At 72.6% G+C, this 23,356-nt stretch carries 16 protein-coding genes; 10 read left to right on the top strand and 6 right to left on the bottom strand.

Annotated elements, in window-relative coordinates:
• Window positions 1-199: 199 nt before the first annotated feature.
• The 5 genes from AOM46_RS26200 (at window position 200) to AOM46_RS26220 (ending at window position 6,201) form a co-directional block, all read left to right on the top strand.
• Window positions 200-1,525, top strand: a complete 1,326-nt coding sequence (locus tag AOM46_RS26200; protein WP_062215816.1) for a 50S ribosomal protein L11 methyltransferase — start codon at window positions 200-202, stop codon at window positions 1,523-1,525.
• The gene (locus AOM46_RS26205) at window positions 1,522-2,778 is read left to right on the top strand and encodes an ATP-grasp domain-containing protein (protein WP_062215817.1); all 1,257 of its coding nucleotides are present in this window, start codon (window positions 1,522-1,524) and stop codon (window positions 2,776-2,778) included. The genes AOM46_RS26200 and AOM46_RS26205 overlap by 4 nt, the downstream gene beginning before the upstream one ends.
• Window positions 2,779-2,810: 32 nt before the next feature.
• The gene (locus tag AOM46_RS26210) at window positions 2,811-4,007 is read left to right on the top strand and encodes an MFS transporter (protein ID WP_158920666.1); all 1,197 of its coding nucleotides are present in this window, start codon (window positions 2,811-2,813) and stop codon (window positions 4,005-4,007) included.
• 852 nt (window positions 4,008-4,859) lie between these two features.
• Window positions 4,860-5,603: a hypothetical protein gene (locus AOM46_RS26215; RefSeq protein WP_158920669.1), complete on the top strand. Its 744-nt coding sequence runs from the start codon at window positions 4,860-4,862 to the stop codon at window positions 5,601-5,603.
• A gap of 268 nt (window positions 5,604-5,871) precedes the next feature.
• A complete protein-coding gene (locus AOM46_RS26220; protein WP_062215822.1) occupies window positions 5,872-6,201 on the top strand; it encodes a hypothetical protein in 330 nt (109 codons plus the stop codon).
• 136 nt (window positions 6,202-6,337) lie between these two features.
• Here the strand turns inward: AOM46_RS26220 and AOM46_RS26225 are convergent, their stop codons facing one another.
• From AOM46_RS26225 to AOM46_RS26235, 3 genes are all read right to left on the bottom strand, one after another.
• On the bottom strand, window positions 6,338-8,131 hold the full coding sequence (locus AOM46_RS26225) for a glycoside hydrolase family 3 N-terminal domain-containing protein (RefSeq protein ID WP_234314015.1): 1,794 nt from the start codon (window positions 8,129-8,131) through the stop codon (window positions 6,338-6,340).
• Between the two features lie 68 nt (window positions 8,132-8,199).
• Window positions 8,200-9,567: a KamA family radical SAM protein gene (locus AOM46_RS26230; protein WP_062215824.1), complete on the bottom strand. Its 1,368-nt coding sequence runs from the start codon at window positions 9,565-9,567 to the stop codon at window positions 8,200-8,202.
• A gap of 69 nt (window positions 9,568-9,636) precedes the next feature.
• Window positions 9,637-9,888 (bottom strand): phosphopantetheine-binding protein, encoded by a 252-nt coding sequence (locus tag AOM46_RS26235; protein WP_062215827.1) that lies wholly within the window; start codon window positions 9,886-9,888, stop codon window positions 9,637-9,639.
• 318 nt (window positions 9,889-10,206) lie between these two features.
• On the opposite strand from AOM46_RS26235, the gene AOM46_RS26240 reads away from it, so the two are divergent.
• Window positions 10,207-13,236 carry an AMP-binding protein gene (locus tag AOM46_RS26240; protein WP_062215829.1) on the top strand — a complete coding sequence of 1,010 codons (3,030 nt, stop codon included), beginning with the start codon at window positions 10,207-10,209 and terminating at the stop codon, window positions 13,234-13,236.
• Window positions 13,237-13,246: 10 nt separating this feature from the next.
• Here the strand turns inward: AOM46_RS26240 and AOM46_RS26245 are convergent, their stop codons facing one another.
• Genes AOM46_RS26245 through AOM46_RS26255 form a run of 3 tightly spaced genes read right to left on the bottom strand, consistent with a single transcriptional unit; the run spans window position 13,247 to window position 16,573 of the window.
• Window positions 13,247-14,704 carry an amino acid adenylation domain-containing protein gene (locus AOM46_RS26245; RefSeq protein ID WP_062215831.1) on the bottom strand — a complete coding sequence of 486 codons (1,458 nt, stop codon included), beginning with the start codon at window positions 14,702-14,704 and terminating at the stop codon, window positions 13,247-13,249.
• Window position 14,705: 1 nt separating this feature from the next.
• A complete protein-coding gene (locus AOM46_RS26250; protein ID WP_062215833.1) occupies window positions 14,706-15,815 on the bottom strand; it encodes a cytochrome P450 in 1,110 nt (369 codons plus the stop codon).
• Window positions 15,812-16,573, bottom strand: coding sequence for a thioesterase II family protein (locus tag AOM46_RS26255; protein WP_158920672.1), 762 nt, complete (start codon window positions 16,571-16,573; stop codon window positions 15,812-15,814). Before AOM46_RS26255 ends, AOM46_RS26250 begins: the two co-directional genes overlap by 4 nt.
• A 452-nt stretch (window positions 16,574-17,025) precedes the next feature.
• Between AOM46_RS26255 and AOM46_RS26260 the strand changes: the two genes are divergently transcribed.
• From AOM46_RS26260 to AOM46_RS26275, 4 genes are read left to right on the top strand one after another with little or no spacing between them, the layout of a single operon-like run.
• Window positions 17,026-18,720, top strand: a complete 1,695-nt coding sequence (locus AOM46_RS26260) for a carbamoyltransferase N-terminal domain-containing protein (protein ID WP_062215835.1) — start codon at window positions 17,026-17,028, stop codon at window positions 18,718-18,720.
• Window positions 18,721-18,771: 51 nt separating this feature from the next.
• Window positions 18,772-19,815: a hypothetical protein gene (locus AOM46_RS26265; protein WP_062215836.1), complete on the top strand. Its 1,044-nt coding sequence runs from the start codon at window positions 18,772-18,774 to the stop codon at window positions 19,813-19,815.
• Window positions 19,815-21,551 carry an ABC transporter ATP-binding protein gene (locus tag AOM46_RS26270; protein ID WP_078857199.1) on the top strand — a complete coding sequence of 579 codons (1,737 nt, stop codon included), beginning with the start codon at window positions 19,815-19,817 and terminating at the stop codon, window positions 21,549-21,551. Before AOM46_RS26265 ends, AOM46_RS26270 begins: the two co-directional genes overlap by 1 nt.
• Window positions 21,548-23,302 carry an ABC transporter ATP-binding protein gene (locus tag AOM46_RS26275; RefSeq protein WP_062215837.1) on the top strand — a complete coding sequence of 585 codons (1,755 nt, stop codon included), beginning with the start codon at window positions 21,548-21,550 and terminating at the stop codon, window positions 23,300-23,302. The genes AOM46_RS26270 and AOM46_RS26275 overlap by 4 nt, the downstream gene beginning before the upstream one ends.
• Window positions 23,303-23,356: the final 54 nt, after the last annotated feature.

The following is a 23,356-nucleotide window of genomic DNA, read 5'->3' on the forward strand; positions in this document are numbered from 1 at the left end:
GACGGGGGCAACGGGTGGTCCGCAGGGCGCCGGCGGGGCCCCGGGGGCAGCTTTTCAAGCTGTGTTCGCGCGACTACACTGCGGAGTGCGCGATCCCCGGCCCGCCGGGTGTCCCTTGCCGTCCGGACCGGCGATGTGCGCCGTCAAGGCAGTGCCCGACTTCTCGTCACCCACTCGCCCTCACCCCACGAAGGTCCCGGTGAAGCCTGCTCCCCGTCGTACCCCTCTCGCCTTCATCGCCCACCTGGACGCTGCCCGCCGGGCGGCCCGCCTGCCGTACGAGCCATGGCTGGGCGACGCCAGCCGCCGGGGACTGCCCGTTCAGCTCCCCGACTGGGTCGCGGCGGCACACGGCGTCGCACCGGCGTCGGATGGCGGGAGTTCCGGGGCCGAGGCGCTGGGCCTGGACACGTCCCGCTGGCAGCTGACCGGGTTCCGCGGCCTCCTCGCCGTCCGCGACCGGGTCGAGGGCGAGCCGGGCGTCTACCTCGGCGAGGACGGACTGCGCTTCCTCGACGGAGTGCTCGCCGCCCGGCCCGGCGGCCGGGTGATCGAGATCGGCTCCGGCTCCGGCATCGTGGCCGCCGCCCTCGCCCGCACCCGCGCGAGGGTGGACTGTGTCGACATCGATCCGCTGTGCGTGACGGCGACCGAGGTGACCGCCCGGCTGAACGGAGTGGCCGACCGGGTGCACGCCCGCCGCGCCGACCTCCTCACGTTGGCGCCCGCCGTGCCGTACGACACCGTGGTCGCCAACCTTCCCGGCGTGCCCGTGCCCGACGGCTTACGCTACTCGGCGGCCGGCGACGGCGGCCCCGACGGCCTGCGGCTGATCCGCCACCTGCTGGCGGTGGCCCTCCCGTGGCTGCGCCCCGCCGCCGAAGCCGGCCCGTCCCCCCGCCTGTTGATGCGGTTCCAGAGCCTGGGCACCGCGGCGGGGCCGCTGCTCCTGGCGGAGCTGCGCGACTTCGCCGCCCGGGGACGCCTGGACATCGAGGTCTGTGCCGACAGCCGGGTGCGGGTGGCCGTGCGCAACGGGCTCACCGCGCACTACGCCGGCCCGCTGAACCCGGGTCGCTCGCAGGCCGAGTTGCTGAAGACCTGCGACGACCACGCCGCCGCGCTCGGCATGGACTACTACTACTCCGCCACGCTGGCCGCCCACCCCGGCGAGGGAACCGTACGCTTCACCGACACCTCGGCGCCCGACCGGCTCGCGTCCCGCCACCGGCCGGGGCCCCTGCCCGTCGGGCAGGCCGGGGACCGGGTCACCCGTGGCTACCTCGGCAAGCTCGGTGACCTGCCGGACGGGTTCTGGGAGGCCGGGACGCCCGAGGCCGTCGAACTGCCCCTGACACGGATGAGCGAGTTCGCTGCGGCCCTGGCCGACCACGCGGACGGGCTGGCGGCGGTGGGCGAGGTGTTCGCCGACCATCTCGCGGAGCATCCGGCCGGCGGGCGCGCCGTCTACACCACGGCCAACCTGCTGGCCGGGGCCCTGACCGACGCGGGGGTCCTGGCGTGACCCCCGGCCCCCTTGTCGCGATCGTCGACCCCTTCTCCACCGGGGCGCACCTCGCCCCGGAGTTCGCGCGGGCCGGCTGGCGGGCCGTCGCCGTGGTCAGCACCCCCGACCACCCCGCCCTCTATCAGGGCGGGACCGTCGTCAGCGATTTCGAGGAGGTCATCGTCCACCACGGCGACCTTCCGGCCACCGTCGAACGGCTGCGGGCCCGGCGGGTGCGCTGGGTGCTGCCGGGCACCGAGGTCGGCGTGCTCCTGGCCGACCGGCTGGCGGACGCGCTGGGCCTGCCGGGCAACGGCGGGGCCACCTCGGCGCGTCGACGCGACAAGTTCGCCATGGTCCGGGCGCTCGCCGACGCCGGCCTCGCGCACGCCCGGACGCTGCGGACCAGCGACGAGGCCGGGATCCGGGAATGGCTGGCGCGTCACGCCCGCTTCCCCGTGATCGTCAAGCCCGTGGACAGCGCGGGCGCCGACGGTGTGCTGCTCTGCCAGGACACCCCGGCGGTACTGCGCGCCACGGCGGCGCTGCTGGGCCGCACCAACATGATGGGCAGCCGCAACGACGACGTACTCGTCCAGGAATTCCTCGACGGCGTCCAGTACTTCGTCAACACCGTCAGCCGCGACGGCCGCCACCGCGTGCTGGAGATCTGGCAGGACCAGCGCGTCCATGTCGAAGGGGCCGGGCAGGCATGCGACCGGGAGGTGCTGCTGCCCCGTGACGGCGCCGCGCAGAAGACGCTCGTCTCCTACGTCACCAGGGTGCTCGACGCTCTGGGCATTCGCTGGGGGCCCGCGCACACCGAGCTGATGATGACCGCCGGGGGGCCGGTGCTGATCGAGACCGCCGCGCGCATGCAGGGCACCATCGCCCCCGACATGGTCCGTGCGGCGACGGGGAGCAACCATGTGCTCGCAACGGTGGAGGCGGTCACCGACCCCGATGCCTTCGACCGCATCGCCGACCGGCCCTACCCGCTGCACCGGTGCCTCAACGTGGTCTCGCTGATCGCGCCGGCGAACGGGCGGCTCGGCGACGCCGCACGGCTCGCGAGACTCGCCGAACTTCCCTCGGTGACCGAACTGATGGGTGAGCTGACGCCCGGTACGCCCGTGCGGCGCACCGTCGACCTGTTCACCTCGCCGGGCTTCCTCTACCTGCTCCACGACGATCCGGCCGTGGTGGAGGCCGACTACCAGGCCATCAGGGCACTGGAACGCGACGGCCTCTACCGGAGCGACCAGCGGTGAAGCGCCGCACATGCTGAAGGGGTGACGCGTACGTGGCGGGTCGTCAGATGGGCCAGGTCATCACGGCGCAGACACTCAGCGGTGTGGGCGGCTGGGTCGTCCTGATCGGGGCGCAGGGCGCGGCCGCCTACCAACTGGGCGGCGGTGCGGTGTTCCTGGCGGTCATCGCCATCGCCTGGGGCGCACCGCCGGTGCTGCTCGGCAGATACGCCGGCCGGGTCATCGACCGGACAGGGCCTCGCCGGGTCGCGGTGACGGCCTCGCTGCTGGCGGTGCTGGCGGCGGCCCCCGTCGCCCTCACGCCCGCCATCGAGTCACCGCCCGCCCTCACCGGCCTGCTGTTCCTCCAGGGATGCGCGCGCGCCTTCGCGCTGCCCGCCGCCGACTCGCTTCCCAGCTGGCTGGAGGAGCGGCCCAGCCTGCACAGCTCCAGCGCCTGGCTGGGCTTCGCCGGCAACGTCCCCCTCATCGCCGGCCCGCTGCTGGCCGCCTGGTCCATCGCGGAGCTGGGGCCACGCTGGACCTTCGCGTTCGTCTGCGGGATCTTCGGTGCCGCGGCGCTGCTTTTCGGCATGGTGCGCGAAGTGCCGGGCAAGGGCGGCCACGCGGCCGACGCCGAAGGAACCGCGCCCTGGTCGGCGGTGGCCGATCCGGCGGTCCGTGCCATCCTGCTGGCCGCCGCCTTCGCCTGGGTCTCCTTCGGAGCCTTCGCGGTGCTCGAAATCCTCTATGTCAGCGACGTCCTGCGCCGGGGCATCACCACGTTCGCCCTCCTGCAGGCGGCGTTCGGCTGCGGGTTGCTGGCCGTCAGCGCCGTTCTGCTGCGCGTCCCCGTACTGCTGCGCCACCCGGCCGTGCTCTGGGGGTCGTTCGCGCTGATCGGCGTCAGCGAGGTGCTCTACGTCGTGACCCGCAGTGTGGAGTACGCCTTCCTCGGCGTGACCCTGTGGGGCATCTCGGTCGCCTTCTTCGGCCCGGCTTCCCGCTACCAGCTGCTGCACAACGTTCCCCAGGAGCGCCACGGTTCGGTGATGGGCCTGTGGCGGGCGGTACAGGCCGGGGGCAGCCTCGCCCCGGCACTGGGCATCGGCCTGTTGGCGGCGTGGGCCGGCGTCCAGGCCGTGCTGGTCACGGTCGGCGCGTTGACCGCCCTGAGCTGTGCCCTGCTCCTCATGGCGCACGCCCGTGCGCGCGGTCCGAGGGACGCGCCCCAGGCGGAGGCCCGCTGACGGAACGCGGGACCGTGCCCGGGGGCCGGTCCGGTCCGGGGCACGACCGGCCCACCTGTGCGGACGGCACGTCGGAATCCGGTCAGTGATCAGGCCGCCGCAGAGGGGTGATCTCTCGCGCGCGATGCCCCGGCTGTCCGGGTGTGTACCCGCGCCGCGCCACCCCCGATTCCCCTGCGATCACCTGGCCTTTCCGGGGCTCGCGGCCCTCCGCCCGTCGCGAGAAACGGCGCTCTCGGCGCACTGCGGGGCGCGCGGTTCTGTTTCCGCTCCTATTCCGTTCATTCGCGGGAAGTCCGTCTTGTTGGGTTGTGCCGGGCCGTGCTAGCTTTTCTTGGTGTTCCAGCATGGGGTGGTGAATTTGCTGGTGCGGGGAAAGCTGCGGTCGCTGTTGGCGATCGTGAGTTTGTGGGAAATGGCGGCGAGGCGACAGCCGTAAGCCAGCGTGTGTATCCCGATCCCTGGCGGGGGGTGTCCGAAGTGGCTTCACGTCGAATAGTGGGTTGGTCCGCCCGATATGGACCCCGGGTAGAGAAGAACCCTCGCGCCGGTACTGCCGGACCGCCGTCCGCCCGGCAACATGCCTGGTCCGGGCTGCGGTCGGTCGCGTTCCGAATATGCGGACGGCAAACTGCCGCCTGAGCGCGAGCGGGGCCGGGGATCGTACACACTGTCGGGGCGCCTCATTTCTGCCGGAAGCGGATTCTCTCCGGGCGGCGGCATATCGTGAATGCACGCCCCGGAACGTCGACTGCCCGCTGCACGGTCATCTTCTGGCGATGACCGCGCGTTTTCAGATGTACCGCGATGGACTCGGAGGCCATCTTGTCGAATGCGGTCAATCTCAGTCAGATGGTTGAGCGGCATCTCCGCTCGGACGAGGTGTGGGGGCGTATCCCTGAACTGCGACGGTCCTACCAGACGGACGACTACGCGGAGCTTCCCGCGTTTATGCCGGAGGAGATCCACGCCACCGCCCTCAAGGAACTCGAAGCACTGTTCGCGGAGCAGGCCCAGCGACGCGACCTCATCATCAAGCAGAGCGGCAACACGCCACGCAAGTACAGCAATATCGACCGCGACGCACTCACCCAGGGCAGCACCGTCGTTCCGGAGATCTTCCGTTCCACGGCGCTCTACGAGTTGCTGGAAGCGATCGTGGGGGAGAAGGTCCTGCCGGTCCCCTATGTGCCCGAGGAGTACATCGCCGCCCGGCTCCACAAGGCGGGTGACGTGCACGGCTGGCATTGGGACGACTACACCTGGGCGTTGGTGTGGATCTTCAAGATGCCCGACGAGGACAACGGCGGCAGTCTCGAGTACGTCAAGGGCGTGCCCTGGGACCAGGACAATCCCAGGGTCGAGGAGTTCGTCAGCGCCGGCCCGGTCATCCGCAGGCATCCCGCCGTGGGGAACGCCTACCTGCTCAAGGCCGACACCGCCCTGCACCGGGTCTCGACCCTCAGGTACGACGCCGAGCGCATGATCGTGTGCTTCAGCTTCGCCACCGTGGCCGACCTGGAGCGCGAGGTCGACCACGAAAGCATGGAAGCCCTCTACCCGCACTCCCACGAACGCCACACCACAGGCCCGTGACCCGCGGCTGACACGACACGCGACCACTTCCGGCCGTGGCGCGCGGTCCCCGACGCGTCCCAGGACGCGTCGGGGACCGGAACGTCATCGAGTCCGGTCAGTTCCGGGGCACCTACCCGAGGACCGGGGGCCCACCGCACGGGCATACCGTGGGGCACTGCCCGGTGACGCCCGCCCCGGGAGGAGGGAGTTGACCCGGGGGTGGGACAACTTCGCTATGACAGTCAGGATGGGGCGACATCCCCGTCGTTGTAACGGAGTTCAGCTGATGAGAAGGATCGACGAGGCGGAACTGCGCGGAAAGCGGCAGGAGTACGTGGCTCAGATTCTGGTGAGTGACGCGTATGTGCGGCGGCTGGGGGAAGGGCCTCCCGACCGAGTCACGGACGGCTTGGGAGGGTGGCTGTCCACCCCCGTAAGGCTTGAGACGGGTGATATCGCCGTCCTGGCCCGTCATGAGGAACATCCTCCGGCGCCCGGCTACATCCTGACAGCTGTCTCGGATCTTCCTGGTGAGGCGATCATCGGACAGTTTCTCCGGGAGACAGGGCTAAGCGAGTCGGTGGTGGTACGTCCGCGGGATGACTGTCCGAGTTGACTGTGTGAAGTCGGCTGTGGCCGGGCGGAGTGCTTCGAGCGCAGGTTGGCTCGGACCACGATCGCACCGATCCGGCCGCAGGCCCGGACGGATCGGTCCAAGTGTATTGATCGCGAACGTTGTTGGGCGGTGCCGGTCAGTCGAGGGTGAGGCCGGCTCCGTGGGGGAAGAGGGGGTTCTCGGTGTCGTTGGGGACATCGGGTCGCGAGGCCGCGACGGCCGTCATCGAGCGGGGTAGTTCGAAGGGCAGGCGTCCCTCCGGTCTGGCCCGGCCGAAGACGATGTCCAGGATCGCGGCGTCGCTCGCCCCGTAGTCGGCGATCAGCGCGGCGGCACGCGTGGCGATCTCCGGGATGACCGCGGCCCGCTCCAGGTTGACGCACACGACCGTCGGGACGGCGTCCAGGAGGTCGAGGATCGGCCGCAGCTCCTCGTCGGTGAAGGCCAGCCGGCCGGAGTGGAACAGTGACTCGAACGCGTTGGCCCGGGGTTCGTGGGGCGTGCGCAGACGGAGCACGGCCAGATCGGCCCGCGCCGGACCCGGCACCAGCTCGCCGTAGCGACCGGCCACGTCGGCCGCCACGTTCTCCACATACAGCTTGGGCCGGCCGGTCACCGGCAGGGTGTCGCCGGTGTTGGTCAGCAGGGGCAGCGAGCGGCGCTGGGCGCGGGCGCCCGCCTCGGTGAAGTCGGCGCGACCGACGGTCTCGGCGGCCAGGTCCACGTCGACATAGGGGTCGTCGAACAGGCCGAGGACGAACTTCTCGCGCAGGAGACGGCGCAGGGACGTGTCCACGCGGTGCTCGGGGACGCGGCCCGACTCGACCAGTTCCACGACGAGTTCGGGCCGTGCCTCGCCGCCGAACTGGTCGCAGCCGGCGTCCAGGATCCGCGCCGCCTTCTCCAGGTCCGACAGCGACTCCAGTCCCCAGGCACGCGCCTGGTGCACCTCGCCGAAGATCTCCGCGTCGCTGACCAGACCCCAGTCGGTGCAGACGATGCCGTCGAAGCCGAGCCGATCCCGCAACAGCCCCTGGATGACGGTCCTGTTGAAACCGAAGCCGACCTCCTCCCAGTCCGTGCCGACGGGCTGGCCGTAGTACGGCATCATCTGCGCACATCCGGCGTCGATCGCCGCCCTGAAGGGCTCCAGATGCAGATCGCGCATGCCGCCCGGGTAGATCTGTTCCTTGCCGTGCGGGAAGTGCGGGTCCTCGCCGTCCTTCTGCGGGCCACCGCCGGGGAAGTGCTTGACCATGGCGGAGACCGAGTGGCTGCCGAGCCGGTCGCCCTGCAGGCCGCGCACATAGGCGCGCACCAGCCGCGAGGTGAGCGCGGCGTCGGAGCCGAAGGTGCCGCTCTGGCGGGACCAGCGGGGCTCGCTGGCCAGGTCGATCTGCGGGTGCAGGGCCACGCGGAACCCGACGGCCAGATACTCGCGGCGGACCGTGTCCGCGAACTCGTACACCAGCTGGGGATCGCGCGTCGCCGCGAGGCCCAGCGGCTCGGGCCAGGCGGAGAACGCGCCCGCGTTGAACGAGGCGCCGACGTTGTCGGTGAAGGCGTGACGCGGGTCGGTCGAGACGGTGACCGGGATGCCGAGGCGGGTCTCGGCCGCCATGGCCTGGACCGTGTTCTGCCAGCGCGCCATGGCGGCCGGATCGCCGGTGCCCAGGAGGTTGAAATGGGTCATGTGCCGGCCATGCAGCAGCTGCGTGGTGTCGATGGGCAGAATGCCGGGGTCGCCCTTCTCGACCGTCGAGCCGTCGGGCTTCATGGCGATCATGGTGTGGAAGAGCTGGCCGGCCTTCTCCGCGACGGTCATCCGCCCGAGAAGGTCCTCGACCCGCTGCTCCACGGGGAGCGCGGGGTTCTGGTAGGGGTGGCCCTCATCGCGGACCCTGGGCACGGCGTTCATGACGCCGATCATGCCGGAGACCGTGCCGCACTGCCGCACTGCCGCTCGGCGGGAAGGCCACGCCGGGCGGGTCGGGAGTCTCACTGAGGGCCCGCCCACCATTTGCGGCCGGTTGTGTCGAGGGTGGCGATGGGGTCGTAGTAGGGGTACCGGTGTTCGAGGGCCTGGGGGTCGTCGGCTTCGAGGTGGGTGCGGTAGTTCTTGGTCCAGTAGGAGATGCCGAGTTCGCGGTCGTAGTCGGTGACCTGGTGCACCCAGCGTTTCCCGACATAGGGCACGTCGCAGACGATGCGTGGGGTGGCATAGCCCGGCAGGTAGCCCATGATGGCGTGTTGGAGCTCCTGCGCCTCCCAGACCGCGACGCGCCAGTGCTCGGCGTGCGGGATCATGTCGCACAGGTACAGGTAGTAGGGGAGGATGCCGGCCTCGTCCTGGAGGGCGAAGGACAGGTCGAGGAGATCGTCCGGGGTGGCGTTGACGCCTCTCATCAGGACGCCCTGGTTGCGGACGTCGCGGACGCCGACGGCGAGTGCGGTACGGGCGGCCTCGGCCACCAGGGGGGTGACCGACTGGGCGTGGTTGACATGGGTGTGTATCGCGAGGTTGACGCCCCGGCGGGCGGCGGTGCGGGCCGTCCGTTCCAGGCCCTCGACGACCCGGGGTTGCAGCCAGTGCTGGGGCAGTCCGACCAGGGCCTTGGTGGCGAGGCGGATATCGCGGACGGAGTCGATGTCGAGCAGCCGCATGAGGAACGACTCAAGCTGCGGCCAGGGCACATTGGCGACATCGCCGCCGGAGACCACCACATCGCGCACCCCCGGCGTGCGGGTGAGGTAGTCGAGGATCTGGCTCTGGCGGTCCGCCGGGCTGAGCGTGAGTCGGTGCTTGTCGACCTGGGGCGTGGAGCGGCCGACGAGGTCCATGCGGGTGCAGTGGCCGCAGTACTGGGGGCAGGTGGCGACCAACTCGGCCAGCACCTTGGTGGGATAGCGATGCGTCAGCCCCTCGACGACCCACATCTCGGCCTCGTGCAGGGAGTCGCGCCGGGAGTGCGGGTGACTCGGCCAGAGCTGGTCGCGGTCGGAGGCGACGGGCAGCATATAGCGGCGCACCGGGTCGGCGAGGAAGGCGTCGGTGAACTCCTCCGGCGTCAGGGGCGCGGCCGGCGCCATGACGTTGAGCAGCTGCGGCGGGATGAGCGGGGACATGGTGGCGAACCGGCGCTGGTCGTCGGCCAGATCCCGGTAGAACCGCTCGACGAGCAACGGGCCCGTCACCGCGCGCAGTTGGCGCGCGTTGCGGACGCAGTGGACGCGTTGCCAGCGGGCGTCGCGCCACTGGGCTCCGGTGACGTCCCGCCAACCGGGAAACCGTCGCCAGTCCGGTTCCACCAGTTCGCGACGGACATAGGTGTAGGGCTGCGACGGTGCCTCGGGGGGAGGGGACATGCGGGTGTGCACCTCCGGACGTGGAGGGGGCGGCGCGCTTCGCGTCCGCCGTGGCGTCGCGGTGCGGCGTCAGGAGGTCGAGCGCACCTGGCGTGCGGCCAGGACGAGTTCGCTCAGACCGCGTACGGTCGGCTCCGAGAAGAAATCGCTGAGGGCGACGCGCACTCCCAGCTCCCGCTTGACGCGCCCGGTGAGACGGCCCGCGGTGAGGGAATGGCCGCCGAGTGCGAAGAAATCGTCGTCGAGGTCGACCTTCTCCAGATTCAGGACGCCGGCAAACATCTCACGCACGGATTCTTGGACATCCTCGACGTTGGACAATGCTTCCCCTCGCTACGAAACCCCCGTCCCCCGGGGTGCGTTGGCTTTTTCGTCGAAGCTGCCACGGTAACACGGCACGCCGTTTCCGGGGAGTCGGCGGATAACGTGACGGCCCCGGGGATTGTCTTGAAAGCCATCTTGCGGACTGCCGGGGAAGCGCTATGCGTTCGGGGCTGTTGTACGCTTTCGGAAGGCGAGGGGAACAAGGAGAACAAGGGGTGGCATGGGGTCTTGACGGAAATGCCTCAACCTTTTTCCTTGTCTTCTATGGTTTTCGATTTTCTTACCGCAGTTGATCGCATGTGACCGGGGGCGTGCATGGCGGCCGAGGCGATCCACGAGGTGTTTCGACAGCGTGCCGCCCTCCGGCCGGACGCGACCGCCGTCGTCGACGGCGCCCGGCGGATCAGTTACCGCGCCCTGGACGCCGCGTCGGACGGGATCGCCGCCCGGCTCGCCGACCTCGGGGTGGCGCCCGGCGGGATCGTCCCGGTGCTGCTTCCGCCGGGCGCGCCGCTTGTCGCGACGCTGCTCGGGGTGCTCAAACGGGGCGCCGCCTATGCGGTGATCGATCCGGACTGGCCGCGCGAGCGGCTGCGGCGGGTCGCCGCCGTCTGCGGGCCGATCGCGCTGGTGGGGCCCGGGATGCCGCCGGGGGTGTTCGGCCGGACCTGGACGCCGGTGGTCGACTTCGCGGCGCCTCCCGCCCCGGCGCCGCCGGTCCGGGTGCGCGGTGGCGATCCGGCGATGGTGTTCTTCACCTCGGGCACGACCGGGTCGCCGAAGGCGGTGCTCTCCCCGCACCGGGCGCTGCTCCGGCTGCTGCGGGACTGCCCGTTCGCTCCCCTCGGCCCCGACACGGTGATGCCGCAGGCCGCGCCGGCCCCGTGGGACGCGTTCGCCTTCGAGCTGTGGGGCGTGCTGTTGACCGGCGGCACCAGTGTGCTGCTCGACGAACGTCCCCTCACCCCGGCCGGGTTGCGTCGGCTTGTCGCGCGCGAAGGCGTCAACCTGCTCTTTCTCACCACCTCGCTCCTCCATCTCTTTGTCGACGAGGACATCGCGGCGTTTCGTGGTCTGCGCCAAGTGCTCACCGGCGGGGAGGTGTTGAGCCCGGCGCACGCCGGCCGGTTCCTCGCGGCGCATCCGGGCATCGGCCTGGTGAACGGCTACGGCCCGGTGGAGAGTTGTGTCTTCGCCCTGTACCACGAGGTGTCGGCCGCCGATGTCGGGCACGACATCCCGATCGGCCGCCCGGTGCCGGGGACGACGGTCCGGGCGCTGGTGGGGGACCGGCCCTGCCGCCCCGGGGAGGTCGGCGAGCTGTGTGTCGGCGGCGAAGGGCTCGCCATCGGCTATGTCGGCGATCGGCAGCTGACGGAGCGGAAGTTCGTCGTTGTCGGGGGCGAACGGCTGTACCGCACCGGCGACCGGGGCACGGTCGGCGCCTCCGGCGTCTTCCGGTTCGCCGGCCGCGACGACCGGCAGGTGAAGCTCCGCGGGCACCGGATCGAGCTGTCGGCCGTCGAGCGAACCGCCCATGAGGTGCCGGGAGTCGCGCGGGCCGTGGCCGTGCCGGTGCCCGGCGCGACGGGCAACTGCGCGGCCCTGGTGCTCTACTTCCGCGCCGCCGGGGCCGTCGGCCGCACCGCCGACGAGACCACCGCCGACGAGCCGACCGCCGACGAGCCGACCGCCGACGAGCTGACCGCCGCGCTGCGCGAGACGTTGCCGTCGTATGCGCGGCCCGATGCGGTCCGCGCGCTGGACGCCTTCCCGATGACCGACAACGGCAAGCTGGACATTGCCCGGTTGCGCGCGATGGCGCGCGCCGAGGTCGGAGCGGCGGCAGCGGGAACGTCCCCTTCGACGGTGGGCGGTACCACGGCGGAGCGGGTGGCCGCCGTGTTCGCCGCCGTCCTCGGCCGCCCCGCCGTGGACCTCGACGCGCCGTTCCTCGCGCAGGGCGGCACCTCGCTGGACGCCGTCCGGCTCTGCACCCGGCTGGGCGCGGCACACCACCGTCCGGTGCCCGTCTCCCAGCTGTCGCGTACCCCCTCGGTGCGGGCGCTCGCCGCCTGGCTTGAGCTGCCCCCCGCACCGCCGAAGGAACCGGCCGCCACCGGCCAAGTACCGCTGACCCCGACACAGTTGGCGTTTCTGCTGGCCCACGAGGACAGCGCCGACGACCGGGCCAACCACTGCCGGCTCGGCTGGCGGATCACCGGCGGGCTGCGGCCGGACGCGCTCGCCGCCGCCGTCGCGGACGTCCACCGACGCCACCCCTATCTCGGTCTGCGCTACGCCCTGGACGACGACCCCGTGGCCACCCCCGGCGGCCCGGAGACGACGCTGGAGGTCGTCGCGGGAGGCGACGAGCCGGACGCCGTCCTGGCCCGGCGGCTCGGCCGGCCGCTGGAGCTGCGCGACGGGCTGGTCTGGCGGTGCGTGCTGGTGACGACGGACGACCCGCGCCGCTGGCTGTTCGGCCTGAACGTGCACCACATCGCGTTCGACGGCTGGTCCGAGCATCTGCTGGTGGACGATCTGGCCACGGCCTACGCGGCCAGGCTGAACGGCGTCCCCGCAACGGCGGCCGTGGTCGACGGCCCGGCGGCGGTCCGTGCCGTGCTCGCCGGCATCGAGGCCGCCGATCCCGCCGCCCAGCGCGCCTACTGGGCCGATGCGCTGGCCGAGCTGCCCGAACTCGCCCTGCCCCGCTCGGAGTCGGGGCGCCCGCACACCCGGGAGACGCCGCTGGCCACGGACGAGCTGAGCGCCCTGGACCGGGCCGCCGCCGCTCTGGGCACCGGCCGACTGACGCTGCTGCTGACGGCGCTCGGCGCGGCGCTGCGCGCGCTGACCGGCGGATCGGACTTCGGCGTGGGCGTTCCGGTGTCGCTGCGCGGCGGCGTCGACAGCGAGCGGGTGGTCGGCTGCCTGATCAACACGGTGTGTGTGCGGCTGCGGCCGGACGCGCCCGATCAGCCAGGGCGCACGGCGGCCGCCGTGGCCGGGGCGCTGGCCCACTCCGATCTGCCGTTTCCCGAGGTGGTCCGCGCCCTCGGCCCCAGGGCGGGCGCGGCCCGCCGGCCCCTCTACCGGGTGCTCGCCGCCGTGCAGGACGCGCCGTCGCCCCGGCTCCGGCTGCCCGGCGCGGTGGCCCGTCCCTGGCGGCCGGAGCCGGCGGCGCCGCCCGCCGAGCTGGCGGTCGAGCTGCTGACCGCCGACGATCCGCTGCTCCGGGTGAGCACGGCGGGCGAGGTCGACGCCCGTCTGGTGGATGCGCTGGCGGCCGAAGTGTCCAGGCGGCTGCGGCGGTTGGCCGCTTCGACGAACGGCGGTTAGCGCCCCGCCGTCAGGCGCGGTCCGTCCGGGGGGCCTTCGCCAGCCGGGTGGCGGCCGCGCGGTCGAGCTTTCCGTTGGGGGTCAGCGGCAGCCGCTCCACCAGCACGATCCTGTTGGGCACCACCGAGGCGGGCAGCCGCGCCCGCGCGTGCCGGCGCAGCTCGTCGACGTCGACCCGGCCGGCGGCGGCGACCACCGCGACAAGGGCGGCGTCCGCACCGTGGCCCACCACCACGGCACAGGCCCCGCGCACCGCCCGGTGGCCGGTCAGCGCCGTCTCCACCTCGGCGGCCGCGATCCGCACCCCGCGCACCTTCAACTGGCCGCGGTCGACGCGGCGTACGAACTCCAGCAGCCCGTCCCGTGTGCGCACCACATCGCCGCTGCGGTACCAGCGGCCGGGCCGCCCCGGCAGCGGGACGAACCGGGCGCGCGTCAGCTCGGGCGCGTTGACATAGCCCAGCGCGAGGCCCCGGCCGCCGATGTACAGCTCCCCCTCGACGGCGGGACGCAGCCCCTCGTCGAGCACCGCCACGGCGACCCCGTCGATCGGCCGGCCGATCGGTGGCGACGAGCCGACAGACGCGTCGGGCGGCACCGGGTGGGCCGTCGTCACCACCGTGGCCTCGGTCGGCCCGTAGTGGTTGACCAGCCGGTAGGGCCCGGTCACCGGGGCGGTCAGCCGCAGCGCGTCACCGCCGGTCAACAGCAGCCGCAGGGACGGCGGTTCGAACCCGAGCGTCAGCAGCTCCTCGACGAGTGCCGTCGCCACGAACGCCGTGGTGCACCGGTCCTCGACGATCTGGTCGGCGATGAAGTCGGCGACCAGCCGGTCGTCCCCCCGGCAGGTGACCAGGGTCGCGCCCGCCGCCAGCGTCGGCCAGATCTCCCAGGCGGCCGCGTCGAAGCCGAGCCCCGCGGTGTGCAGCGTGCGGTCCCCGTGGCTGATCCGGTAGGTCCGCAGATGCCAGTCGACGAGGTTCGCCAGGGAGTCGTGGCCCACCGATACGCCCTTGGGCGTGCCCGAGGTGCCGGAGGTGTAGAGCAGATAGGCACACCGGCCGGCGGTACGCGGCGGCGGCAGGTACCCCGGCTCGGCGGACGGCGCGATCTCGGCCAGCCCCAGCTCGGCGCCGAACCCCAGGCGGTCGGGGGAGACAACGACGACCGAGGCGCCCGCGTCCGCGACGATGCCGCGCAGCCGGCGCACCGGCTGCGCGGTCTCCAACGGCAGATAGGCGGCGCCGGCCAGCCAACAGCCGAGCGCCGCGCCGACAAACGCCGCGCCCCGCTCGGCCGCCACCGCGACCGGCCCGTCGGCGGCGCCGTGCCGCCGCAGCTCGGCGGCCACCGCGCCGGCCCGTGACCACAGCTGTCGATAACTGATCGCCTCCCGCCCGTCGACGACCGCCGGATGGTGCGGTCGGGCGCGCACCTGCCGGTGGATCGCGTCGAGCGCGCGGCGCATCTCAGAAGGCCACATCGAGTCGTTCGATGCCGCGATAGCCACGGTCCCGGTGCCAGACCGTGCGACCCGCCCGGCGCGGGGCGGTGGCGCGCAGCACGGGGACCACCGCCGTCAACAGCTGGTGCGCCAGGTTCGCGCCCACGCAGCGGTGCCGGCCGTGGCCATAGGCCAGATGGCGGTCCGCGTCGCTCCTGGGGCCGACGGCGCCCGGCTCGGGGAACCGGCCGGGGTCCCGGTTCGCGGCGGCGAGGAGCACCAACACCGCCTCGCCCGCGCCGATATGCCGACCGGCCACCTCGGTGTCCCTGGCCGCCACGCGGGGCACCTGCGGCACGGGGGTGTCATAGCGCAGCAGTTCGGACACCACGGCGTCGGCTGGCCTGGCGAGATCCAGCGCCCCGTCGAGACCCAGATCGAGCAGCCGGGCGATCGCCTGCGAGGTCGTCTCGATGCCGGCGAACGCGAAGAGCGACGCCAGCTGCAGCCGGCCGCCGCCGCGCACCTCGGGCGCCGCCTTGCCGACCACGGTCTCCTCCCCGCCGCCCGCGCCGTCGGCCGCCTCGATCTCCGCCGCGAGCGCGGCGAGCGCGCGGTCCGCCGCCGCGACCGTCGGCGGGTGGTGCGGGCGGGCCATCAGCGCGCCGGCGGCGCTCGACCAGGCGCGCAACGTCGCCTCCGTCGCGGTGAGGCCGGCCACCCGGATGATCACGGTGGTGGTGAGCGGCACGGCATACCCCGCGACCGCGTCGCCCCCGCCGTCGGCGGCGAACCGCGCCCAGCGCCGCCGCGCCAGCTCGGCGATCCACCCCGCCCGCTCCCGGGACATCCGCCGGCCGAAGAGCGAGGCCACGGCTGTGCGCGCGGCCCCGTGGCAGGGCGGATCCAGCCACATCAGCCAGTCCCGCACATGTTCGGCGGCCCCCGTGCCGACCGTGCGGAACAACGGACCGCGCAGCCAGTCCGAGGAGAGCGCGTCATCGGTCAGCGCCGCCCTCGCCTCCTCGTGGCCGGTCACGATCCAGGCGTCGAGATCCTCGTCGAAGTGCAGCGGGCCCCGTGCCCGCAGCTCCTCGTACGCGGGGTAGGGATCCTCCCAGTAGTCGCCGGTCATCGCCGCTCCCGGTGCGGTGCGAGGTCTTCGACGAGATCGGCCAGCAGCGGTTCGGGGCGTTCGGCGAGATAGTGGTGGCCGCCCGGGTAGCGGCGGACGACGCACCCGGCGGCCGTCTCCGCGGCCCATGCGGCGAGGTCGAGGGCGTACGGGTCCTGCCGGCCGGCGAACACCGAGACGCCGCAGCGCAGCGCGGGACCCGGCCGGTAGCGGTAGCTCTCCAGCCAGGCCGAGTCCGCCCGCAGCGGCGGGATCAGCAGTGCCAACAGCTGCTCGTCCGCGAGGAGTCGGGGCGGGGTGCCCTGCTCCCGCAGCCACTGGACGAGCCGTTCGTCCGGCAGGTCGGAGATCGTGCCGGGCACCGGCGTGCGGGGATGCGCGGTGGCGGAGACGGCCAGCCGCACCGGCCCGGGACGGCCCGTCGCGGCGAGCACCCGGGCCACCTCGAACGCCAGCAGTCCGCCCATGCTGTGGCCGAACAGCGCGAACGGCCGCCCGGCCGCGTCCGTCGTGACCGCGCCGGCCAGCCGCTCGGGATCGACCGAGGGCGGCTCGGCGATCCGGTGCTCCCGGCCGGGGAGCCGCACCGCGGCCGGATCGATCCACGAGGGGAGGAGCGCCGACCACGCGCGGTAGGCCGAGGCGCCGGCACCGGCGTGCGGCAGGCAGTAGAGGACGAGCTCCGCCTCGGTTCGGGTGGTGGAGCGTAGGAACCAGCGCCCCGCGTCGAGCGCCTTCACCGTCGGTGGCCTGCTCACCGGACATCCCCCAGGACTCTGCTTCAGCTCAGCGGCACATGCGGTCGGCGATGGGTCCGGTCGGCGGCAAGCGGACAAATACCTGGCGCGAAAGGCTTTTTCCGGAGAGATCCGGATCGTACCGCAGCCGGGCGTCGCTGAGAACCCGTCCCGCGCTCCCGTGGGACGGGATGGAATGGGTGTGACAGATCATGCTCGATATTATTCTTGAGAAGCCGGCATCGTCCGGTGAATGAGCACCTTATGCGCGCAATTGCTTGAAAAGCATGCGGCTGCGGCCCCGTTATGTGCTTCTGATGCCCAATGAGGTGCGCATTCAGGTCACTTGGTCATTCGGCATGGCCCGCACGCGTCGTGGGGGATGCGTGGCATCGCGATCTCTGGAATACTCGCCGTGCCGGTGGCCGGACGGTTTGGGGACAGGCCGTCACCGACCAACTGGGGGTATACGCATGTTGATTTGCGGTGTCAAGGCGTCGCACGACGGCGGAGTGGCGCTGATCGACGGAAATCGTCTCGTCTTCAGCGTCGAGATGGAGAAACTGGCCAACGCGCCACGCTACAGCCAACTCGGCGATCTCCGGCGGGTGGCCGAGGTCTTATGCGCGGAAGGGGTCGATCCGGCCGAGGTCGACCGGTTCGTCGTGGACGGCTGGTGGGCGGAGGACGGGCTCGACGAGCCGGGGGTGTCCGTCTCCGACGACGGGCGGCCGACGGTCCTGCCCGTCGCGCCCTACCTCGAAGCCCACGGGGTGCTCGACCCGACGCACCGGCACACCTTCTCCGCCCATGACTTCGGCCCCCGGGGCGGCGGCTACGCGAGCTACTTCCATGTCGCCAACCACCTGCTGGGCGCCTACTGTTCGAGCCCGTTCGCCGCCCGGGGCGAGGACGCGCTGGTGCTGGTCTGGGACGGCGGGACGACCCCGAGGCTCTACCGGGTCGACGGCCGGACGCGGGCCGTGCGGCTGGTCTCCTCGCTGCTCCCGCTGCCGGGCAACTACTTCTCCGACTTCTGCTCGCACTTCGAGCCGTTCCACCGCGACACCACCGGCCTCGACCGGGAGGCCCGCGTCCGGCACCATCTCTCCGTCGCGGGCAAGGCGATGGCCTATGCGGCGCTCGGCCGGGTGGAGCCCTCCGCGTTCCCCGAGTTCGACCGGCTGATCGCGGGCTTCCCCACCATCTCCCCCGACAACGCGTTCGCGCTGGGCGAGAAGGTGGCCGCCAACCGCGACCAGATCATGCCGGGGCTCTCCAACGCCGACATCATCGCGACCTTCCAGGAGTACCTGGGCGGCCGGCTCGCCGACCGGCTGGTCGCGCTGGTGCGGCGCCGCTTCCCCGACCGGCGGATCAACCTCGCCCTCGGCGGCGGCTGCGCGCTGAACATCAAGTGGAACAGCAGGCTCAGGGAGACGGGCCTGTTCGCCTCCGTCTGGGTCCCGCCGTTCCCCAACGACTCGGGTGCGGCGATCGGCACGGCGTGCTGCGAGATGTTCCGGGAAGGCGCGGGGACCGCGCTCGACTGGAACGTCTACCGGGGGCCGAGGATCGCGGTGGGCGAGCTGCCGGCCGGCTGGTCGGCGGCCCGCTGCGACGAACGCGCCCTGGCCCGGCTGCTGCACACGGAGGGCGAGCCCGTCGTGGTGCTCTCCGGGCGCGCCGAGATCGGCCCGCGCGCGCTGGGCAACCGCAGCATCCTCGCGCCCGCCACCGACCCCGCGATGAAGGACCGGCTCAACGGCATGAAGGACCGGGCGTCCTACCGTCCGGTGGCGCCGATCTGCCTGACCGACCGCGCGGAGGAGGTCTTCGCGCCCGGCGGGGCGGATCCCTACATGCTCTTCGAACACACCCTGCGCGGCGACTGGGCCGAACGCGTGCCCGCCGTGGTGCATCTCGACGGGACCGCCCGGCTCCAGACCATCGACGCGGACTCCGGCAGCGCGACGGCGACGGTCCTCGCCGAGTACGCGAGGCTCAGCGGCGTTCCCGTGCTCTGCAACACCAGCGCCAACCTCAACGGGCGCGGGTTCTTCCCCGATGTGGCGTCGGCGGCGCGCTGGGGCCGCACCCGTTATGTCTGGTCCGACGGGACGCTGTACACCAACCCCGCCGCCACGCTCCCCGGCACCGCGCCCTGACCGGTGTCGCCGTCGAACCCCGCCCGCCGTCGGCAGCCGAAGGGTGTTGTGATGCCGGTCGTCAACACGCACAACGAGTGGGATCCGCTGGAGGAAGTGATCGTCGGCATCGTCGACAACGCGCGGGTGCCGTCCCCCGACCCCGGCGTCTTCGCCATCGACTACGCCGACCGGGCGCGGACCATGGCGGAGATCCCCACCGGCCCGTACGACGCGCGCGTCGTACGGGAGACGGCCGAGGACCTGGAACGCTTCGTCGAGCTGTTGCGCTCGCACGGCGTCGTGGTCCGCCGGCCGGCGGTCGCCGACCACGCGCGGCCCTTCGGCAGCCCGGAGTGGACGGCCGACGGCGAGTACAACTACTGCCCGCGCGATGTCGTGCTGCCGGTCGGCGACACCCTGATCGAAACGCCCATGGCGCTCCGCACCCGCTACTTCGAACCCCTCTCCTACCGGGCGCTCCTGCTGGAGTACTTCGAGGCCGGCGCGCGCTGGATCTCCGCGCCCAAGCCCCGGCTGGCCGACGGGAGTTACGCCCTCGGACCGGACGGCGGCCCGGTGCTGGCCGACCTCGAACCGGTCTTCGACGCCGCCAATGTGCTGCGGATCGGCAGGGACCTGCTCTACCAGGTGTCGTGCAGCGGCAACCGGCTGGGGGCCCGCTGGCTCCAACGGACGCTCGGCCCTGAGTACACCGTCCACCTGCTGGAGGGCGTCTACGACGGCTCGCATATCGACACGACGATCATGCCGCTGCGGCCGGGCCTGGTCCTGCTCAACCCCGACCGGGTGAGCGCCGGCCAGGTGCCGGCCCTGTTCCGGGGCTGGGACATCGTCTGGTGCCCCCCGCTGCCCGATGTGACGACCTCTCACGCCCGTGCCCGCGCCACCTCATGGATCGGAATGAATCTCCTGATGGTCAACCCCGAACTCGCGGTCGTCGACGCCGCCGCGAAACCGCTGATCGACGCACTCAACCGGCACGGCATCGAGACGGAGGCCCTGCCGATCCGACACTCCAGGGTGCTCAGCGGGGGATTCCACTGCGTCTCCCTCGATATCCGGCGCGCCGGCGCACTGGAGGACTACGCGTAGTGGCCTCCCACGACGTCCGGTCGCAGCCGCCGCCCGAGGAGCGGTCGACGAACCCGTCGGCCCCCGGGGACGAGCGGACGCCCGACCTCCGCTCGCCGGCCCGGTTCCTGCTCTGGCTGGCCCGAAGACAGTCCGGCACCCTCGCCTGGGGGGTCTTCTGGGGCTGCGTCTGGATGGTCAGCATGGCGCTGACCCCGTATGCCGTGGGCCGGGCGCTGGACCAGATCGTCCGGGAGTCGCGGTCGGGGCTGTGGCTCTGGACCGGAGTGGTGCTCGCGCTGGCGGTGGCCACCGCCGTCGGCAGCCTGGTGCGCCACCGCTGCGACACGTTCAACCGGCTCGGCACCGTCCACCGGACCGCCCGGCTGGTCGCCGCGAAGACCGTCAGCCTCGGCGACACCCTGCACCAGCGGGTGGCCAGGGGCCAGTTGGTCGCGGTCGGGACATCCGACCTGACGCGGCTCGGCGCCGCCCTCGGGGTCGCCGCCAGGGGCGTCGGCGGCGCGGTCTCGATCGTGCTGGTCGCCGCCGTGCTGCTCACCGTCTCCTGGCCGCTCGCCCTGATGATCCTGATCGGCGTCCCGCTGCTGCTGGCGGGGACGGGGCCGCTGCTCGCCCCCCTGCACAACCGGATGGGGAAGCGGCGCGAACTGCAGGCCGAACTGGCGGGACGGGCCAACGACATCGTGACGGGGCTCCCCGTGCTCCGGGGCGTGGGCGGCGAACGGCTCTTCGCCGGCCGCTACCGCGCCCACTCCCAGCGGGTGCGGAAGGCGGGCGTCGAGGTCGCCAGGATCGACTCGATGCTGGTCGCCGCCGAGATCCTGCTGCCCGGCGTCTTCGTGGTCGCCGTGCTCTGGGTGAGCGCGCATCTGGCCGTGGGCGGCTCGATCAGCCCCGGCGATCTGGTCGCCTTCTACGGGTACGCGGCCTTTCTGGTGCTGCCCATGCGCATGGTCACCGCCACCTTCACCGAGGTCACCGGCGCGCTGGTGGCCGCCCGGCATGTGGTGGCGCTGCTCGCGCTGCTGCCACGCCCCGACGCCGAGCCGCCGGCCGGCCCGTTCCCGGCGCGGGCCACGCTGGTCGACCCGAGCACCGGGCTGGTCGTCCGCCCGGGGACGTTGACCGCCGTGGTGCCGGAGACACCCGAGCAGGGCGTCGAACTCGCCGACCGGATCGGCCGGTACCGCGACGGCGAGGTGACGGCCGACGGGGTGCCGTTGGCGCGCTATCCCGAAGCGCGGCTGCGCGCCCATGTGCTGGTCGCGGACAACGACGCCCATCTGTTCAGCGGCCCGCTCGCGGACACCGTCCGAGCCGGCTCGCCCGAGGCGGCGGACGCGGCGCTGCGCGACGCGGTCGCGGAGGACATCGTCGAGGCGCTGCCCGAGGGACGTGACGGCGAACTGATCGAGCGGGGCCTGAACCTCTCCGGCGGCCAACGTCAACGACTGCGGCTGGCCAGGGCGTTCGCCCACGATCCCGATGTGCTGGTGCTCGTCGAGCCGACCAGCGCGGTGGACGCGCACACCGAGGCGACCATCGCCGACCGGCTGCGCGCCGCGCGCACCGGCCGCACCACCGTGGTGATCACCACCAGTCCGCTGGTGCTCGCCCGCGCCGACGAGGTCGCCTATCTGCGCGGCGGCACGGTGGTGGCCACCGGCGACCACCGGGAACTGCTGGGGACCGATCCGCACTACACCGCGACCGTGCTGCGGGAGGAATCATGACCCTGCCCGTGGCCGACGCGCCCACCGTGCGTCGCTATGTCCGTGAACTCCTGCGGGAGCACCGGGGGTTGCTCACCCGCACCGTCCTGTGGTTCGCCCTGGCGACCGCGTGCGGGCTCGCCGTGCCCGCGCTGATCGGCGATCTCGTCGACGGCATCGAGGACGGCGTCACGGCGACCCGGGTCAATGTCACCATGGCCCTGGTCGCCGGGTTCCTGCTGCTGCAGTGCGTGCTCACCCGGGTCGCGCGGCTGCTCGGCGCCCGGCTCGGCGAACGGATCCTCGCCGACATCCGCGAGGGCTTTGTCGACCGGGTGCTGACGCTCCCCCTCTCGGTCGTGGAACGGGCCGGCACCGGGGACCTGTTGACCCGTAGCTCACGCGATGTCGACGGGCTGTCCCTCGCCGTCCGCACGGCCGCCCCCTCGATCCTGGTCTCCTCGCTCTCGGTGCTGCTGACCGCCGTGGCGCTGGTGCTGGTGAGTCCGCTGATGGCGCTGCCCTGCCTGCTCGCCGCGCCGGTGCTGGTCCTCTCCACCCGCTGGTACCTGCGCCGGGCGCGCGCCGCCTATCTCGCCGAGGCGGCCAGCTATTCGGACCTGACCCAGGGGCTCGCCGAGTCCATGGCCGGCGCGCGGACCGTGGCGGCGCTGGGGCTCGGCGGCCACCGCATGGAGCGTGTCGAGACCGATATCGCCCGATCCCGCGAAGCGGAGCGCCGCACGCTGTTCCTGCGCAGCGTCTGGTATCCGCTGATGGACTTCGGCTATGTGCTGCCGGCCGCCACGACGCTGCTCGCCGGCGGCGTGTTCTACCTCAACGGCTGGGTCGGCCTGGGCCAGGTGACGGCGGCCGTGCTCTACACCAGGGCCCTGGTCGACCCGCTCGACGAACTGCTCTCCTGGCTGGACGAACTGCAGATCGGCGACGCCTCGCTGGCCCGCCTCATCGGGGTGAACGAGGGGCTGACGGACGAGCCGACCGAGCCGGTGGCCACCGACGGGCACCATATCGCCGCCACCGGCGTGCGATACGCCTACCGCCCGGAGCACGAGGTGCTGCACGGAGTGGACCTCGACATCAGGCCGGGGGAGCGGATCGCGATCGTCGGGGCGTCGGGCGCCGGCAAGTCGACGCTCGGCCGGCTGCTGGCCGGGATCCACCCGCCGCTGGCCGGATCGGTGCGGCTGGGCGGGGTCCCGCTGGACCAACTGCCCCTGGCGCAGCGGCGCGGCGAGATCGCCCTGGTCACCCAGGAGCACCATCTGTTCCTGGGCTCGGTCAGGGACAATGTCGCGCTGGGCGCCGAGGCGTCCGACGCCGAGGTGGCCGCGGCGCTCGATGTCGTCTTCGCCCTGGACTGGGTGCGGGCCCTGCCCGAAGGGCTCGACACCGAGCTGGGCGCGGACGGGCTCGACCTCCCGCCGGCGCGGGCCCAACAGATCGCCCTGGCCCGGCTGGTGCTCGCCAATCCGCACACCCTTGTCCTGGACGAGGCGACCTCGCTGCTCGACCCGCGCGCCGCGCGTCGCCTGGAGCAGTCGATGGCCGCGGTGCTGGCGGACCGGACGGTGATCGCCATCGCGCACCGGCTGCACACGGCGCGGGACGCGGACCGGGTGGTGGTCATGGAGAACGGGCGGGTGCGCGAACACGGCAGCCATGACGAGCTGTTGGCGCGGGAAGGCCGCTATGCCGCCCTGTGGGAGGCATGGCACGGACGCGCGCCGCGCGCCCGTTCCGGCGGCTGAGTCCACGACCGGTCGGGGGCCGACGCGCGGGCGCCGGCCCCCGGTCGAGCAAGG

Source organism: Streptomyces sp. NBRC 109706 (assembly GCF_000974485.1).
In the GTDB taxonomy this organism is placed as follows: Bacteria; Actinomycetota; Actinomycetes; order Streptomycetales; family Streptomycetaceae; genus Streptomyces.

Excerpts from the sequence above, each read along its gene's own strand:
- AOM46_RS26220 (WP_062215822.1), top strand. The coding sequence starts at position 5,872 with ATGAGAAGGATCGACGAGGCGGAACTGCGCGGAAAGCGGCAGGAGTAC.
- AOM46_RS26275 (WP_062215837.1), top strand. The coding sequence starts at position 21,548 with ATGACCCTGCCCGTGGCCGACGCGCCCACCGTGCGTCGCTATGTCCGT.
- AOM46_RS26260 (WP_062215835.1), top strand. The coding sequence starts at position 17,026 with ATGTTGATTTGCGGTGTCAAGGCGTCGCACGACGGCGGAGTGGCGCTG.
- AOM46_RS26240 (WP_062215829.1), top strand. The coding sequence starts at position 10,207 with ATGGCGGCCGAGGCGATCCACGAGGTGTTTCGACAGCGTGCCGCCCTC.
- AOM46_RS26265 (WP_062215836.1), top strand. The coding sequence starts at position 18,772 with ATGCCGGTCGTCAACACGCACAACGAGTGGGATCCGCTGGAGGAAGTG.
- AOM46_RS26215 (WP_158920669.1), top strand. The coding sequence starts at position 4,860 with ATGGTTGAGCGGCATCTCCGCTCGGACGAGGTGTGGGGGCGTATCCCT.
- AOM46_RS26230 (WP_062215824.1), bottom strand. The coding sequence starts at position 9,567 with ATGTCCCCTCCCCCCGAGGCACCGTCGCAGCCCTACACCTATGTCCGT.
- AOM46_RS26225 (WP_234314015.1), bottom strand. The coding sequence starts at position 8,131 with ATGATCGGCGTCATGAACGCCGTGCCCAGGGTCCGCGATGAGGGCCAC.
- AOM46_RS26250 (WP_062215833.1), bottom strand. The coding sequence starts at position 15,815 with ATGACCGGCGACTACTGGGAGGATCCCTACCCCGCGTACGAGGAGCTG.
- AOM46_RS26245 (WP_062215831.1), bottom strand. The coding sequence starts at position 14,704 with ATGCGCCGCGCGCTCGACGCGATCCACCGGCAGGTGCGCGCCCGACCG.